Annotated in this window: 12 protein-coding genes and 2 tRNA genes; 6 read left to right on the forward strand and 8 right to left on the reverse strand. The window is 60.0% G+C overall.

The window, feature by feature from the left end:
* Positions 1-87 precede the first annotated feature (87 nt).
* The 7 genes from AXW79_RS03385 to AXW79_RS03415 all read right to left on the reverse strand — a co-directional run bounded on the left by AXW79_RS03385 (position 88) and on the right by AXW79_RS03415 (position 11,487).
* The gene (locus AXW79_RS03385; protein ID WP_005312204.1) at positions 88-1,827 is read right to left on the reverse strand and encodes a glycoside hydrolase family 9 protein; all 1,740 of its coding nucleotides are present in this window, start codon (positions 1,825-1,827) and stop codon (positions 88-90) included.
* Between the two features lie 114 nt (positions 1,828-1,941).
* Positions 1,942-2,922, reverse strand: coding sequence for an ABC transporter ATP-binding protein (locus tag AXW79_RS03390; RefSeq protein ID WP_005312208.1), 981 nt, complete (start codon positions 2,920-2,922; stop codon positions 1,942-1,944).
* An 11-nt stretch (positions 2,923-2,933) separates the two neighbouring features.
* Positions 2,934-3,953 (reverse strand): ABC transporter ATP-binding protein, encoded by a 1,020-nt coding sequence (locus tag AXW79_RS03395; RefSeq protein ID WP_005312211.1) that lies wholly within the window; start codon positions 3,951-3,953, stop codon positions 2,934-2,936.
* The gene (locus AXW79_RS03400; RefSeq protein WP_005312215.1) at positions 3,950-4,858 is read right to left on the reverse strand and encodes an ABC transporter permease; all 909 of its coding nucleotides are present in this window, start codon (positions 4,856-4,858) and stop codon (positions 3,950-3,952) included. The genes AXW79_RS03395 and AXW79_RS03400 overlap by 4 nt, the downstream gene beginning before the upstream one ends.
* Position 4,859: 1 nt before the next feature.
* Positions 4,860-5,834, reverse strand: coding sequence for an ABC transporter permease (locus AXW79_RS03405; RefSeq protein WP_005312218.1), 975 nt, complete (start codon positions 5,832-5,834; stop codon positions 4,860-4,862).
* 117 nt (positions 5,835-5,951) lie between these two features.
* A complete protein-coding gene (locus AXW79_RS03410; protein WP_011898982.1) occupies positions 5,952-7,637 on the reverse strand; it encodes an ABC transporter substrate-binding protein in 1,686 nt (561 codons plus the stop codon).
* A gap of 412 nt (positions 7,638-8,049) precedes the next feature.
* Positions 8,050-11,487 (reverse strand): ATP-binding protein, encoded by a 3,438-nt coding sequence (locus tag AXW79_RS03415; RefSeq protein WP_005312227.1) that lies wholly within the window; start codon positions 11,485-11,487, stop codon positions 8,050-8,052.
* A 248-nt stretch (positions 11,488-11,735) separates the two neighbouring features.
* On the opposite strand from AXW79_RS03415, the gene AXW79_RS03420 reads away from it, so the two are divergent.
* Positions 11,736-11,811, forward strand: a tRNA-Gly gene (locus AXW79_RS03420).
* Positions 11,812-11,867: 56 nt separating this feature from the next.
* A tRNA-Cys gene (locus tag AXW79_RS03425) sits at positions 11,868-11,941 on the forward strand.
* A gap of 66 nt (positions 11,942-12,007) precedes the next feature.
* Here the strand turns inward: AXW79_RS03425 and AXW79_RS03430 are convergent.
* A complete protein-coding gene (locus AXW79_RS03430; RefSeq protein WP_005312229.1) occupies positions 12,008-12,301 on the reverse strand; it encodes a hypothetical protein in 294 nt (97 codons plus the stop codon).
* A gap of 214 nt (positions 12,302-12,515) precedes the next feature.
* Here AXW79_RS03430 and AXW79_RS03435 point away from each other — a divergent pair, with 214 nt between their 5' ends.
* From AXW79_RS03435 to AXW79_RS03450, 4 genes are all read left to right on the forward strand, one after another.
* On the forward strand, positions 12,516-12,716 hold the full coding sequence (locus AXW79_RS03435) for a YbfA family protein (RefSeq protein ID WP_005312232.1): 201 nt from the start codon (positions 12,516-12,518) through the stop codon (positions 12,714-12,716).
* Between the two features lie 333 nt (positions 12,717-13,049).
* Positions 13,050-13,514 (forward strand): GNAT family N-acetyltransferase, encoded by a 465-nt coding sequence (locus AXW79_RS03440; protein ID WP_005312235.1) that lies wholly within the window; start codon positions 13,050-13,052, stop codon positions 13,512-13,514.
* 263 nt (positions 13,515-13,777) lie between these two features.
* Positions 13,778-15,073: a methyl-accepting chemotaxis protein gene (locus AXW79_RS03445; protein ID WP_005312238.1), complete on the forward strand. Its 1,296-nt coding sequence runs from the start codon at positions 13,778-13,780 to the stop codon at positions 15,071-15,073.
* A gap of 78 nt (positions 15,074-15,151) precedes the next feature.
* Complete coding sequence (locus AXW79_RS03450; protein ID WP_005312241.1) at positions 15,152-16,525, forward strand: HD-GYP domain-containing protein; 1,374 nt, start codon at positions 15,152-15,154, stop codon at positions 16,523-16,525.
* Positions 16,526-16,581 lie beyond the last annotated feature (56 nt).

The raw sequence follows: 16,581 nt of genomic DNA on the forward strand, positions 1-16,581 counted from the left end.
TCTGCCAGCTGATGACCAGGGCAAACCAGGCGGAATGTATGGAGGATCCACTGCTCTCCCCCAGTGCTAATGATGTCCGAGCCGCTCTCAATCATGGCGGCCTCCCTGCGCGCTCTGCCAAGTGATGGCGAGGGCAAACCAGGCGGCGTGCGGGATCCACTGCTCCCCCCAGCGCCAGTTCTGATCCAGCCGATCCTTGTACTGCTCAGGAATGAAGGCAAGGTTGTTTTCATCATCGAACCCGGCGGTGATGCCGTTGCAGATGCCACCGAGGGCATTGGGATAACCGGCTGTGTAGCCCGGATTGTTGATGCCGTGGCCCGCCAGCATGCAGGCGTTGAACGGGTTCTGCCCCAGGATCCAGTCGAGCTGGTGCTGGCCGAAGCCGAGCAGCGGCCCGGATTGCTGCGGGAGCTGTTCGGCGGCGGCAAAGGCCATGGCGGCCAGGGAGGCCAGCCGGGCATTCTCCCCCTGCCACCAGTAACCGGATTCGTTGTGGTGGGGCATAAAGAAGCTGACGCGAGGCGCTTCATCCACCCCTTTCACATACTGGCGGGCGAGGGAGAAGGGGTTGCCTGCTTGGGTGCAAAGTGCCAGCTCGGCGGCCAGAGCCTGCTGCACCACGGTTTGCACCTGAGCCCTGCGCCCCTGATCCGGCTCTACGCCTAAATATTCCAGCAGCGCCAGCACCGGCAGACCCGCTTCGGCGGCGTGGTAGTAGGGGCGCGAGCCATCCTCGTTGGCTGACCAGTAGTGACCCAGCTCCGGATGGATGCGCTGGCGGGCGCAAAGCTTGCCAGCCTTGTCCCGCGCTTCAGCCAGCCACTCTGTGCCCAGAGTACGGGTCAGCTCCACCGCTGCCAGCAGGGCGCAGTAGTCGTCGATGATGTTTTCGACCCCGTCATCGAGATAGGCGAGGTTGTGTTCGCGCAGGTGCAGATAGCCGCGTCTGGCCGCCTCGGCGTAGCGGCTGGCATCGACGTCGCCACTGACGCTCTCGCGGGCGGCGCGGGCCAGCGCGGCGATGGCCATGCCGCCCCCTTGGCGGAAACCGGCTTGCCAGTTGGCGGATTTGATCCCCTGCTGGGTAGCGTAGGCGCACAGCTCGCGCTGGGCGGGATCCTTGCTCCACTTGTCGAACAGGGTCATGAAGAAAAAGCCCGACTCATCCTGCATCCGGCAGAGAAAATCCGCCCCGTGCTGCGCCTCGTCATTGAGCCGCTTGCAGAGGTTCACCCCGTCTATGTCGCGGCGCGGGGCCAGCAGTTCCCGGCACTTGAGCAGGGCCCACACCACCATGGGGGTCTGCTGGGGGTTGAGGTAGTTGGCGTAGGAGAGGTGGCTCAGGTACTTGCTCATGTCGCCGCTGGCATCGAACCAGCCGCCGTGTACGTCTTTGCGTTGATCGGTGCCAAACAGGCGGGCCGTGCGGTCGGCTCGATCGAAGGCGCCGCTGGCGCGCTGCCCTTTGAAGTAGTGGATGACGTCGGAGAGGCAGCGGCTGGCCAGCAGATCCTGGCCGATGGTGAAGCGGGTAGAGCGGACAATGCGCTGCTCCGTGGTGGCTGCGCCTGTGGGGGCAGTGATCGCCTCCAGCCGGTAGTGGCCGGGCTCCTTGAAGGCGGAGAAGTCGGCGCGCCAGTAGGCTCGGCCCTGCCAGCCAGGGACTTCACCGGCCGCTTGCAGTTGGGTTTCAAACAGCGTCTGGCCATCGCTTAAGCGTTGCAGCCTGACATAGCCGCCGAGATCATGGGCGGGGGAGGTTTGCAGCAGGGCGACCTTGTGCCCGTCGCACTCGTAACCCACCTGATTGATCAAGAGTTCCATCAAGGTATTGCTCCTGTGGTTCACCCCATTGCTGTGAGGCACATAGCGGGGCCGTGGTGGCCCCGCATCGAGGCATGGCCGGACTGGCTTGTCCGGCCGTTTTAGTGGCGAGTATCACTCGTAGAGATAGCAGCGCACGAAGTGGTTGTCGGCGAGTTTGGTGATGGGGGGCAGCTCATCATTGCAGCGGGCCATCGCCTGGTTGCAGCGCCCGGCGAAGGGGCAGCCACAGGAGTCCGGCGTCCAGAGCGGTATCTCCCCCTTGCGGCCCCCCTCCAGCGCGGCGTGGATGCTCTTCTCGGGGTCGGGCACCGCCGAGATGAGCAGCTGGGTGTAGGGGTGCTGCGGGTGGTGCAGTATCTCGTCCACCTCGCCCCACTCCACCATGTGACCCACGTACATCACCGCCAAGTCTTCCGCCACATAGCGTGCGGTGGCGATGTCGTGGGTGATGTAGAGCATGGAGACCCCCAGCTCGTTTTTCATCTGCTCCATCAGGTTGAGGATGCCGATGCGAATGGAGACGTCGAGCATGGAGGTGGGTTCGTCCGCCAGCACCACCTCCGCCTCCACCGCCAGGTTGCGGGCTATGTTGACCCGCTGGCGCTGGCCGCCGGAGAGCTGGTGGGGGTACTTGGCCGCCGTGGCCTTGGCCGGGGTGAGCCCCACCTTTTCGAGCAGGGTATAGACCATCTCGGGCAGCTCTTTCTTGTCGATCACCTTGCTGTGCAGCAGCAGGGGGCGGGCGATATGGTGATAGATGGTGTGGGTCGGGTTGAGCGAACCGAACGGATCTTGCCACACCATCTGCACGCTCTGGCGGTAGTCGAGCAGTGCCGTGCCCTTGTTGAACTCCTCCAGATCCCGGCCGCGATAGAGGATGCGGCCGCTGGAGAGCTTGTACATCTTGGCGATGGTGCTCTTGCCGGAGCCTGACTCCCCCACCACCGCCAGGGCGCGGCCCCGGTGCAGGTTGAAGGTGATGTCGGAGAGGGCCCGCATCTTGCCGCTCTTGATGGCATTGGAGTTGACGGGGAAGTCCTTGTAAAGGTGCTGGACTTCGATGATGGGCGCGTCGGTTTGGGCGATTTGCATGACAGACATCCTTAACAGCCAGCGGCCTTGTCCAGATAGAAAACGGGATCCGGTTGCTCATCCTGCACCTCATAAAGGTGGCAGGCGGTTTGTTGCCCCGGGCGGATCTCGACCAGGCGGGTGTACTCCTGGCGGCAGCGATCGTGCACCTTGCCACAGCGGGCCTGGAAGCGGCAGCCGACCGGCACCTCCAGCAGGTTGAGCGGGGTGCCCGGGATCCCCTCCAGCACGGTTTTCGGGCCGTGCAGGGGCGGGAACGAGTTGCCGAGCCCGCGGGTATAGGGGTGCAGGGGCGAGGTCAGGATCGCCTTGGACGGCGCTACCTCGATCAGCTCACCGGCGTACATGATGCCGATGCGATCGCAGAATTCGACCATCAAGGAGAGATCGTGGGTGATGAACAGAATGGAGAAGTTGAACTGCTCTTTCAGGGCGTAGACCTTCTGCAGTATCTCCCGCTGCACCACCACATCCAGCGCCGTGGTCGGCTCGTCCATGATCAAGAGCTCGGGGTTGAGTGCCATGGCGATGGCGATCACCAGCCGCTGGCGCATGCCGCCGGAAAACTGGTGCGGATAATCCTTGAGCCGGCTCGGATGGATGTCGACTATCTCGAGCAGCACCTGGGCGCGCTTGATCGCCTCATAACGGGTCATGCCGGGATTGTGGGCCAGCAGCACGTCGCAGAACTGCTCCTCCATGCGCAGCACTGGGTTGAGCGCGTTCATGGCGGACTGGAACACCACAGAGACCTGTTGCCAGCGATAGGAGCGCAACCGCTCTTCGCCGTAGTGGAGTATGTTTTCTCCCTTGAACAGGATTTCGCCGCCACTGATGTAGGCGGGCGGCTTGTGCAGCCGGGCCACCGAGAAGGCGATGGTGGACTTGCCGCAGCCGGACTCGCCGGCGAGGCCGAATACCTCGCCGGGGGCTATGTCAAAGCTGACCGAGTTGACGGCGCGCACGTCGCCGCTCTCGGTGATGTAGTCGACGCAGAGGTTGCGTACCGACAGCAGGGGTGGGGTCTTCATGCTGTCCTCTCCTGTGGTGCTGCGACGGGCGCGGCGAGTTTTTTCCAGCGGTTGAGCCCTTTATGGGATCGCAGCTGAGGGTTGGCTATCTCGTCGATGGCGAAGTTGAGCAGGGCCAGACCTGCGCCCAGGGTGGCGATGGCGAAGCAGGGGGCCAGGATCTCCCACCAGGCACCCACCAGGATGGCGCTGGAGGTCTGGGCGTTGTAGAGCATGATGCCCCAGCTGACCACGGTCGGATCGCCAAGCCCCAGGAACTCCAGGGTCGCCTCGGTGACGATGGCGTAGATGATGGAGCCGATGAAGCTCACCCCTATGATGGAGATGAGGTTCGGCAGTATCTCCACCAGAATGATGCGCCAGGCCGGCTCCCCCAGCACCTCGGCGGCGATGACGAACTCTTTCTCGCGCAGCGCCAGGGTCTGGGCCCGGATGACGCGCGCGCCATAGGCCCAGGAGGTAAAGCCTATGATGAGCGCAATCACCGTCGGTGACGCCTCCCCGATAAAGCTTGCGAGCACCAGTAGCAGGGGGAGGTTGGGGATCACCAGCACCACGTTCATCAGGAAGGTGAGGCACTCGTCGATCACGCCGCCAAAGTAGCCGGCGGTGATGCCGATGGTGATGGCGAGGGCGCACACCAGTATGCCGGCCCCGAAGCCTACCATCAGGGAGATGCGGGCGCCGTTGGCAAATTGGGACCAGATGTCGTGGCCCATGCGGGTGGTGCCCATCACGTACTCGGCGCTGGGGGGCTGGTGCGGACGGGAGACTCGCTTGGTCGGTTCGTTGCTGGCCAGCAGGGGGGCGAACAGTGCCATCAGCACGAAGCTGACCACGATGAAGAGGCCGAAGGCGGCTTTCTTGTTGCCCAGCAGGATTTTCAAAATAGTCGGCATACGCATCTTATTTGCCTCCTGTACGCAGACGGGGATCCAGGAAGACGTAGAGCACGTCGGCCAGGAAGTTGAAGCTGAGCATGGTGATGGTCATGATGAGCAGCTGCCCCTGAATGAGCGGGTAGTCACGGGCCAGAATGCCCTGATAGAGAGTCAGACCCAGCCCCGGGTAGTTGAAGATCACCTCTGTGATGAGGGAGCCGCCGATGACGAAACCGAGCGCCATGGAGAGCGCGGTGACGCTCGGCAGTATGGCGTTGCGGGCACCGTAGTTGAAGATGACTCTGTTGCTGGAGAGCCCCTTGGCCTTGGCCATGGTGATGTAATCCAGGTTGATCATGTTGTTGCGCATGGTGATGAGGAAGCCCCCCACCTGCACCATGGCCAGCGTCAGCACCGGCATGACGGCGTGCAGCATGATGCTCTTGATGTGTTCCCAGCCGAAATCGGCGGTGATCTCCGGGCTGTAGGCATAGCCGATGGGCAGCCACTCCAGACTGACCCCGAATAGGAAGAGGGCGAGCAGCGAGATGACCACGGGCGGAATGGCCTGCATCACCAGAGTGAGCGGGGAGAGTATGCTGTCCATGCGTCCCCCCCGGTGCCAGGCGGCGAAGATGCCGACGATGGATCCGACGGAGAAACTCAGTATGGTGGAGGTACCTACCAGGAACAGGGTCCAGCCGATGGCGCGTCCGAGTACGTCGGCCACAGGTTGGGGGTAGTAGCGCACCGAGGTGCCGAGATCCCAGGTGAAGACACTCTTCACATAGGTGAGAAATTGGGTGCTTATGGGGCCGTCCACGAAACCGAAGGTGGCCTTGAGGGCCTCCAGCGCGGCGGGTTCCATTATGGCGCCAGCCCGGGCAAACATGACGGAGACAGGATCCCCCGGCATGGCTCTGGGTAGCAGGAAGTTGATGGTGGCGGCCACCAGAAAGGCGACCAGATAGAAGGAGAAACGTCTCAGTATAAATCCCATGGTGAACCCTTTTACTGCAAGCCTGCCCCGCGCCGGGCAAAGCTCCCCCAACCCCGAACAATCAGGGGGATGGAAGACATGGCGGGGAGAATGGCCCCCCGCAGGGGGCCGGGGTGGTTAGCTGTTTGGCTTGAGTGACAACACGTGCAGCAGACGTTCCGGGGTATCCGGGTGAACCTGCGGCTTGGCAACCGGGTTGTCGGCACTGAACCAGCCATTGAAGCGCTTGGTGCTGTATTCGTACCAGGTCGGGTTGTTGAACACAGGGATGATGGTCTGGTTGGCACCGACCTTGTCCTGGATCTCGAACATGATGGCCTTCTGCTTGGCCGCATCGGCGGTCTGGGTGAAGTCATCGATCAGCTGGTCGAGGGCCGGGTCCTTGTAACGGGGCGCCGCAAAGCGGTTGCCACGCTCACCCATGTTGCGGGAGTGGAAGGCTGTCTCGAAGTACTTGTGCGGGTTGGCACCGGCAAAGTAACCCTGCAGCGCGACGTCGAAGTCACCGGTGATCAGGTTTTCGGTCCAGACGGTGGCTTCCGGGGTGGCGGTCTTGGCGTTCAGGCCCAGGGCCTGCAAGCCTTCGACCCCGATCTGGGCGGTATTGACCCAGTCGGTCCAGCCGTTCGGTACCAGCACCTTGAACTCGATCTTCTTGCAGCTCGGGGTGTCGAGGAACTTGTCGCCGTCACAATCCTTGTAGCCCGCCTCTTTCAGCATGGCCTTGGCGCCTTCCAAGTCGAACTTGTTGAATTTGCCGTACTTCTTGTCGACTTCCGGGTTGTTCCAGGAGTCGAAGGCTTTGCCGAGCCCTGATGGGTACTCGTTGACGGTCGGGTAGCCGTAACCGGCAATATCCACCATGGCCTGACGGTCCATCGCCATGGAGAAGGCGCGGCGGAAAGTGATGTCGTTGAAGGCTTCGTGGTTGCCCGGGTTCTTGGTCTGGAAGTTGACGTTGAATGCCACTGTGCCGGAGGCCGGGAACCAGTACTTGTTGTTTTTCGGATCGTTGCCAACGTAGAGGCGCTCTATGTCCGGTACGAAGGAGCCGAACCAGTCAACGTCACCCTTCATGACAGCGGCCAACACCTGGTCGTTGGTGGCCATCTGCGGCATGCGCAGGCAGTCGATGGCGAGGTTGGCGTTGTCCCAGTAGTGCGGGTTGCGACACTGGGTGTAGAGCTGGGCGGAGAAGTTGTCCACCTCGGTGAAGGGACCGGTACCGACCGGCTTGTCGTTGGTAAAGGCAACCGGATCCTTCACTGACTTCCACTGGTGCTCGGGGACTATGGGCACCAGCACCAGGTCATTCACCACGTTGGTATTGACGTCGGTCAGGTCGAACTTGATCTTGTAGGGACCTAATTTCTCTATGTTCTTGATCTGGGTCCAGATAGAGCGCTCATCCAGCGCCTTGTTGGCTTTAACCAGATTGAAGGAGAAGAGGATATCATCCGCATCAAAACCTTCCCCGTCGGACCACTTGACCCCTTCACGCAGATCGAAGGTGACGGATTTCAGGTCATCGCTGAACGCATAGTGAGTGGCCAGACGATAGACGGGTTTGCCACCCTGCATATCGTTGAAGATCACCAGAGGTTCATAGATGAAGTGACGAGTGGTATGGAGCAAACCCGCTTGCAGGAAGGGGTTGAAGTTTTTGACCCAGGCGGTCTCCTGTTGTGCGACCAGGGTCAGCACAGTCTTGTTTTCAGCAGCCATGACATTGCCGGCGGCCCCGGCAAGCATCATGGTTCCCAGCATTACAGCAATAGAGATTTTGGATACTTTGGCAAGCATATTATGTCCTTTCTTATTTTTTGGCATTCCCGAGGGTTCGCCTTGTTTTGTGTGAGCACCGACTTCGCATGCTGGGGAGGTCGGCCCTTTGTGTTGGTCAGGTGTCTAACCTTTGTCGTTCTGTTTTCCAACGTCCCTAGCAAAGCAGAGTTAACAGGAAAACAACAACTGTTCCGTTCGTCGATATCGTAAAAATCACAGCTCCGACGTCAATATCGTCAAAATGGTTTTTAACCCATTTTAAATCATATGGTTATGTTATTTGCTTTGGCGTAATAAGTCCCTGTCTGCAGGCCATTCATGACAATTGTGTGAATTGGATCGGCTCTTGTTTTGACGCGTTTTGCCCGCTTAATTCTGCACAAAAAAAAACCGCCCCGGCAAGTGTGAGCCAGGGCGCAGTTCGGGGGGATCAGGATTTGCGGTTGGCGAGTTGGCGCAGGGTCTGGGCGCTGTGGTGCAACTGCTGACGCAGGGGATCGCTCAGCGGACTGTGGGCGAGCACATACTCGGCGGTGGCGACGACCGTCTTCCAGCGCGGTGCCTTGGGCAGAGTATCCAGGCTCAGGTATTTATCTAGGGTACGGGTCTGGGGGCTGGATTTGTCCATGTAGACGCGCCAAAGCTTGCTCTTCTCCGCCAGCACTATCTTGCCCTTGCCGGTGCTCTGCTGCCAGGCATCCAGGGTGAGACGCATGGTATCCACCAGGGCCCGGCGCAGGGGTTCGTCATCCTGCTGACGAATCAGATCGTCGGCCAGTGAACGGAATTCTCCCCCCAGTCGGCTCAGTTCACCCAGCAGCTGACCATCCTCTATGATGGCCTGACGCGACAGGCTCTTGAGGGCGTTTTCCAGAGCCATCCCCCGGTTCTCGTCCTGGCGCAGCTCAGTGCTGAGGGTGAGGGCGAAGGCGGCCTGCCCCCCCAGGCTGATGGAGAGGGCGCGGGCATTGAGCTCGTCCTGCTGGCCTGCCACCAGAAACGCCAGTCGCTGCTCCTGCTGCGCCTTCAGGTCGGGCCACTGGGTTGCCAGCGGGAGGGCCAGCCACTCATCCAGAGGCTGGCCCTCCATGGCTTCCGGCTCCTGACCCAGCAAGCGGGCCAGCACCCGGGAGGCAAACAGCACAGTGCCCTGCTCATCGATGAAGACAATGGGATCGGCCCCTTCCCCGAGCAGTGCCAGCAGCCGCTCCTGATCCTGATGCAGTTGCTCCTGCAGGGTGAGGCGATGTTCTATCTCCTGCTTGAGCAGACGGTTCTCCACCAGCGAGGCGCGGCCCGCACTCGCTTCCAGCAGGGCCTTGACCCGGGCAAACAGCTCCTCCTTGCAGAAAGGTTTGACCAGGTAATCGTTGGCCCCGGCGTTGAATCCCTCTTCTATATCCTTTGGCTGGTTGAGGGCGGTGAGCAGCAGCACCGGCAGCTTGTCTTTCGGGTGCTGCTCGCGCAGGCGGCGGCAGACATCAAAACCCGAGAGGGTCGGCATCATGACATCGAGCAGGATCAGGTCGACCGGCTCCTGGGCCAGCTTGGCCAGGGCGTCGTGGCCATCGCTGCTGGGCAGGATGCGATAACCGCAGGGTTGCAGCAGATGGCGCAGGATATGCAGATTGATGGGCTCGTCATCCACCACCAGTATGAGGGGGGCATCCTGTGGCGGGGGCGGCAGATCATCGCTCTCCCAGTCCGGCAAGATGAGCGGCTGCTGGCGCACCAGCTGGTGTTCAATCTGGCGGCTGTCCAGCGTCAGGTTGCCCGCCTTGCCGCTGGCGAGCGGCAGGGTGAAGGCGAAGGTGGAACCGACGCTAGGCTCGCTCTCCACGAAGAGCTCGCCTCCCATCAGGTGTACCAGTTGGCGGGTGATGGAGAGGCCGAGGCCGGCCCCCTGCTTGCTCACCTCGGGGCTCATCTGAACTAGTGGCTCGAAGATGTGCTCCAGATGGTCTTTGGCAATCCCGATGCCGGTGTCGGTCACCCTGATGCGCAGGAAGTTGCCTTCCACCAGGGCGCTGAGTACCACCTTGCCCTGGGGCGTGTACTTGATGGCGTTGCCCACCAGGTTGTAGATCACCTGTTCGAGGCGCTGCTCGTCGGCCAGTACCGGCGGCAGTTCGGCCGGGCTTATGTCCACCAGGGTGAGGGGCTTGGCCTGCACCAGGTGCTGACAGAGATCCAGCACTAGCCGTATGACTCCCTTGGAGGCGACGGGCTGGGGATGGATCTCCAGCTGGCCGTAGCGCATCTGATGGTAGTCGAGCAGGTCGTCCACCAGCCGGGCCAGACCGTCGGCGCTCTTGATGATGAGGCCGAGCTGATTTTGCTGCCCCTCGGTCAAGTCCTGCTGGCTGGCGAGCATGGACTCCGCCATCCCCTTGATGCCATGGATGGGAGTGCGCAGCTCGTGGGAGGTGTTGGCCAGCAGCTCATCTTTGAGCTTGTCCGCCTGTTGCAGACTGAGGTTCTGCTTGTGGGTCAGTTTGACCTGCTGTTGCAGCTCCTGGGTCTGGCGCTCGATAAGCTCAATCTTGTCTTTCACCGAGCGCTGCATGTGGCGAAACGCTTGAGCCAGCCTGTCTATGTCATCGTCGGTGCGAGGGATTGTGATGGGGTGATCCAGGGCGCCATCGGCAACCTGCTCGGCGGCGGCGGTGAGGGATCGCAACGGGGCCGTGATGGAGTGGGAGAGCCAGCGGGAAAACAGGATCAGCAGCAGCAAGGATCCGGCTCCCAGCAGGTTCACCAGCGTCTCCAGCTGACGGATGGGGCGATAGGCCTCGCTGGTGGAGATCTCGGCGATGAATGCCCACTCGGTGTCGAACACCTTCACCTGGGTATAGGCGGCCAGCACATCATCATCGTGATAGGAACGAAACAGCCCGACACCCTGTTCACCGGAGAGGGCCTTGACCACCAATGGGGTCTGCAAGGGCCTGAAATTGGGGCTGAAGCTGTTCTCAACACTGAATTCCGGCGCCAGCCAGGCATTGGCACGCATCCGCTTGTCCGGCCCTATGAGGATGGTCTCGCCAGTTTCTCCCAGCCCCTCCCGCTCGGCCATGATCTGGTTGAGCTTGTCCGGCAGCAACTCGAAGATCACCACGCCGCGCACATAGTCGTACTGCATGACGGGGGCGGCCATGTAGGCGACCACCTGGCCGGTCAGCTCGTTGCGGCCAAAGTCGGTGAATTCGAAGATCTGCTGCGGTTTCTGGCCGCCGTCGAGGCGGCGCTTGATCTTGGCGAAGGTGCTGCCAAGGCCGCTGGCCTGATAGGGGCCGGAGAGCAGGTTGGTGGCAAAGTTGGGGCGCTTGGTGACTGAATAGACAACGTCACCGTTGAGATCGATGAGGAAGATGTCGCTGTAATTGGATTTGCGCACCATGTCGGCATAGCCGCGATGAAAGCGCTGGTGCACCCGGCCATACATCTCGTCTGCCAGGATCAGGGCACTGATGGCCGGTTCGATCTCGACTTTGGGATCGGGTTTTTGCAGCTTGTCCCAGGAGCCGGGAACGTAGCGTGCCTGGGCGCGTGCGCGGGCCTCCTGCGGCGTTGTGCCGAGCTTCTCGAACGCACCGGTAAAGCCGTAGAAGCGACCTATACTGTTGCCGGCAAAATCCTGCTGGGAGAAGTTGATGATCTGTTCTTTGAGGTTGCCGAAGTAATCCTCCAGCTGGCTCTTCTTGATGTTGCGAACGGAAACCAGGTGGTTGGACGTCTGGGTGGTGAGATCTTTGCCATGGCTGTAGAGGAAGAACAGGGTAACGACCAGGAAGGGCACCAGACCCAGCATGAAAAAAGCCAGCATTAGCTGCGGCCTGAGCCCACGAGGCTTGAAGATCCATTTCATCGTGTGATTTTCAATTGAGAATCCAGTTACTAAGCGGCACAGGTCTCTGACTAAAGACTAATCATTTCAATGACTTTATCTTAAATTCGCCTGTGGGGTCACAGCCTGATGTGGTTTTTTTGGTCAAGCCGTCTAAACCCTGAGCAAACAGTACGGGCAAGGGCTAAAAGTGCGAAAAAAGGGTTGTGCCCGCGCTCGGGGTACGTATAATGCGCCTCGTTGTCAGGTAACTGGCACACGGCAGTCAGGCGGGAATAGCTCAGTTGGTAGAGCACGACCTTGCCAAGGTCGGGGTCGCGAGTTCGAGTCTCGTTTCCCGCTCCAATTTCTCATAGCACCAACTATGGGTATCACTTTCAAGGCAGCAGCCTTGTCAGCATGGCGCGTTAGCAAAGCGGTTATGCAGCGGATTGCAAATCCGTTTAGTCCGGTTCGACTCCGGAACGTGCCTCCATATCCTTCCAGTTCAATGCCATTCCAGCGATAAATATCACACACCACAGGTGTACTTTTCTGTTTCTCAATATCCCTGCTGAGCCAGTAACTGTTCACAGCCCTGCTGTTGCCACTCCCGTTCCAGATAGCGATTTACCTCCACCAGATCCTGCCCCCGGAATTGAAATTGCACTGTGGCCGAATGTTCGGTCAGATCCGCCATCTTTTGTTTCAGCAGGCCACACTGCCACAGGCTGACGGTGGGCACACCCTGATAGGCCAGGGTGATGCTGTCGCCTTGATTGAGTTGCCAATCCTGCCATTCCGACCAGAGCAAGAGGCCCAGTACCCCTAAGACCGCCATTTCCGCAGGTTTCATCGCACAAACTCCCTCCTGACTGCCAACCTATTAAATCTGGTCGACGCACATCCCTTTGCCAGTTTTTGTTAATTGTAAGTTAATTAATGTAATTGGATTTCACTATATGGCTTTTTGTGGATTTTTTTGCGAAAAAATGGCGTTATTGGTGTAGTAATCCTACAGTTTGTGGAGTAATCTTTGTTCAGTGGTCTTACCAGTAAGGAGTGCTATCATGTTTCATCCCTTTTCTCTGACTCAGATAATTCTTCGTCGCATCTATGTGCTGCTGGTGGGTATTCTGGCCTTCCCCGTTATGCTGTTTCGCAGCGATCGTGCCCGCTTCTACAGCTACTTGCATCGTATCTGGAGCAAAACCAGTACCAAGCCTGTATGGCTCAAGATGAGCGAGCGTGGTGAGCGGATCTTCTACTAAATTCGATTTCAGACAAAAAAGAGAGCTTCGGCTCTCTTTTTTTATTGTCATCAAGAGACTGAAATAACAGGATTTGTTGGCATCGGCCTCCTTCATCATCTGGTCATCCCTCTCGTGAAGTGAACCCCATATCTTGCACACTTTATCTGACAAGGCGCCAGTCGTGGCGCCGGGTGCTGCGGATCCCGGCGGTCCAGGGTATGGGGGATCTGGCGAGAAGGCCGCATGCCTTGCCAAGGTGGGCCTATTTGTGTGCACACTGCCCCATCCACAAGGGGGCCTGCGGGTGTGCCTCTTCATCTATGAAGCACTGATGAGACTGAAGGAGACGCGATGATTATTCGTCAGGCAGATATGGCCGATATTCCCGCCTTGGTGAGTTTGCGCATGGGACTGTTTTGCGAGGTGGGGGAGTTGGCCGATCCGCTGGCCGATCTGGATCTCTGGCAGGCGACCAGTGCCTATTTCAGTGCGGGGCAGGCCGATGGCAGTGCGCGCTCCTGGGTGGCGGAGGTCGAGGGAGAAGTGGTGGCGAGTGGCACCCTGGCCCTGTTTGTGCGGCCGCCCTATCCCGGCAACCTGTCAGGGCGGGAGGCCTACCTGCTCAATATGTATACACTGCCAGCCCATCGCAAGCAGGGCATGGCCAGCGCCCTGCTCGATGCCATGGTGGCCCATGCCCGTGCCGAACAACTGGGCAAGGTGTGGCTGCATGCCAGTGAGCAGGGGCGTCCCCTGTATGAACGAATGGGTTTTGTGGCCAATTCGGCCTATCTGGAGTGGCAACCAGCGGTGTGACTCCGAGCGATGCGAAACTGATCCAACACGGGCAGATATTCGTACCAAGCGTCCAGCGCAAGCGCGCCTGCTCTCTACGTTGTGTCTCTTTTTATGGATGGCAAGAAGATAACCGGGCGAGCGCCGGCAGTAAAACGTCGGTCAAAGTCTGATCCGGCGATTTCGCTCAACTATGATCAGCCTCATCATGCTCGTACTCGCCCACATTGATGGCGGGTGTCGTTTGCGAGTTCCCACATCGTCAGTACAGAGGTATGACATCCATGTTCAATAACAAGCTGAAGGCACAACTGCTGGCCTGCCAGATGCAAGTCGGTGAGCTGCAGGGTTTTGTCGATGCCGTCAAAGGCGGGGTGGCGACCATCATCTTCACTCCGGATGGCGGTATTCTGGAGGCCAATGAGCCTTTCTTGAACCTGATGGGATACAGCGCAACTGAACTCCAGGGTCAGCATCACAGAATGTTTTGCAGCAAGGCACTGGCTCAGTCGTCTGATTACCAGCAACTCTGGACCCAGCTACAACAAGGCAGGGTCCAATCGGGCATTTTTCCGCGCATCAACAAGCGGGGAGAGGCGCTCTGGCTGGAGGCGAGCTACTTCCCGGTGAAGCAACAGGGGCGAGTGACCCAGGTGATCAAGATCGCCAGCGATGTGACCGAGCATCACCAGCGCCTGCTGAGTCAGGAGGCCGTCTCCAAGGCGCTTGATCGCTCCCTCGCCATGATAGAGTTCACCCCGACGGGGGAGATAGTGACCGCCAATGCCAATTTCCTGAGTTGCATGGGGTACAGCCTGTCCCAGATCAAGGGGCATAACCACAGGATGTTCTGTGATGATGCCTTCTATCGCGAACAGCCCCGTTTCTGGGAAGAGCTGGCCCAGGGCCAGTTCAAGTCAGGGCTTTTTCTGCGTCGCAACAGCCACGGTGATGCCATCTGGCTGGAAGCCACTTACAACCCGGTCAGGGACGAGAGCGGCAAGGTGACCAAGGTGATCAAGCTGGCCACTGACATTACCGAGCGGGTGACCAAGAGTCATGCCATTCGGGATGCCGCCCAGGTGGCTCATGCCACGGCGCAGGAGACATTGCGCAGTGCGGAGCAGGGCGCCGATCTGCTGCGTTCCGTGGTGGAGACCTCCTCCCTTGTCAGTGAGCAGGTAGACAAGACCATACAGCTGGTCAATCAACTCAACGAGCAATCCAAGAGCATCGAAGCCATCGTCTCCACCATCAGCAGCATCGCCGACCAGACCAACCTGCTGGCGCTCAATGCGGCCATCGAAGCGGCTCGCGCCGGCGATCAGGGGCGCGGGTTTGCCGTGGTGGCCGATGAAGTGCGCCAGCTCGCCGCTCGCACTTCCCTCTCCACCGACGAGATCGCCAAGGTGGTGCAGAAGAACCGGGAGCTGACGGCCAGGGTGACGGACGACATGGCCAGAGTGGCCAGCAGTGCCGAGCTGGGCAAGCAACAGGTCGACAAGGTCAATGAGGTGATGGTCGAGATCCGGCAGGAAGCCAACAATGTCTCGGCGACCGTATCCAGTCTGTCCATCTGACATCGGGATTCGTTCTGGCCTGAATGGGTATAGTATTTCCTGCAGGCAAGATCGCCGTTATAGCTAATGGAGCAGCTCATGACCTTCAGCGGTCTGCGATTATCTGAACTGATTGGTTCCCTCAGTCATGCCCTCGACATGACTGAGGGGCAACCCAGAGGGCACTGCATCCGCTGTTGCTGGATGGGTTCCCGGCTAGGGGAGCAGCTTGGCCTGGATGCCGGGCAGCGCCACGACCTCTATTACACCCTCTTGCTTAAGGATCTCGGTTGCAGCAGCAATGCGGCCCGCATTTGCGAGCTCTATCTCACCGACGATCTGCACTTCAAGCGCGACTTCAAGCTGGTGGATGGCTCCCTCTCCGAGGTGGTCAACTTCGTGCTGGGCCACACCGGCCTGCAGGCGGATCTGCTGGGGCGCTTTCGCAGCCTGTTCCATATCTTTCGCAACGGTGATCAGATTGCCAACGAGCTGATCCAGACCCGCTGCCATCGCGGCGCCGATATCGCTCGCCAGCTGCGCTTCAGCGATGAGGTGGCCGGTGGCATCCTCTCTCTCGACGAGCACAGGAATGGCAAGGGGCGGCCGCTGCAGCTGGCCGGTGAGGCGATCCCGCTTTTCTCCCGCATCGCCCTGCTCTGTCAGGTGGTGGATGTGTTTCATGCCGCAGCAGGGCCGGAAGCGGCGCTCAAAGAGCTGCGCGAGCGCAGCGGCAGCTGGTTTGATCCCGAGCTGGTCAGGCAGTTTGAAGCCATGGCCGATGAGCCCTTCTGGCAAGGGCTGGCGGATCCCCAGTTGGCTGAGTGGGTATTTATCCATCCGGCCGGGCAGGGGGAAGTGGCGCTCGATGAAGATTATCTGGATGAGATTGCCGCCGCCTTCGGTCAGGTGGTGGACTCCAAGAGCCCCTACACAGCCGGTCACAGCGGCCGGGTGGCATTCTATACCGATATCCTCGCCACCCAGATGGGGATCCCGGAGCCACGGCGGCGCTGGCTCAAGCGCGGCGCTCTGCTGCACGACGTAGGCAAACTCGGGGTGAGCAACGCCATCCTCGACAAACCGGGCAAGCTTGATGCCGATGAGTGGGTGGCGGTGCAGATGCATGCCGCCTACACAGAAGAGATCCTGAGCCGGATCGGAGCCTTCAAGGAGCTGGCCCAGGTGGCGGGGGCCCATCATGAGCGGCTTGACGGCAAGGGCTATCCCAAGGGACTCAAGGCAGAGGAGATTGCCCTTGAGACCCGCATCATCACCACGGCCGACATCTTCGATGCCATCACCGCCAAGCGTCCCTATCGTGGTGCCATTCCCGTGCCCCAGGCGCTGGAGATGATGGCCGAGCAACTGGGATCTGCCATAGACCCCGACTGTTTTGCTGCGCTGGAGGCGGGGATCAAGGATTTCTCCATCTACCTCACGGCCGAGCAGCCGCTGGCGGATGCCAGTTAACGCTGGTTGCGTACATGGCCTGAGTGGTCAGCGCGATATGACAACGCCCCGTATTG

The sequence above is a fragment of the Aeromonas salmonicida subsp. salmonicida genome (assembly GCF_001643305.1).
In the GTDB taxonomy this organism is placed as follows: Bacteria; Pseudomonadota; Gammaproteobacteria; order Enterobacterales; family Aeromonadaceae; genus Aeromonas; species Aeromonas salmonicida.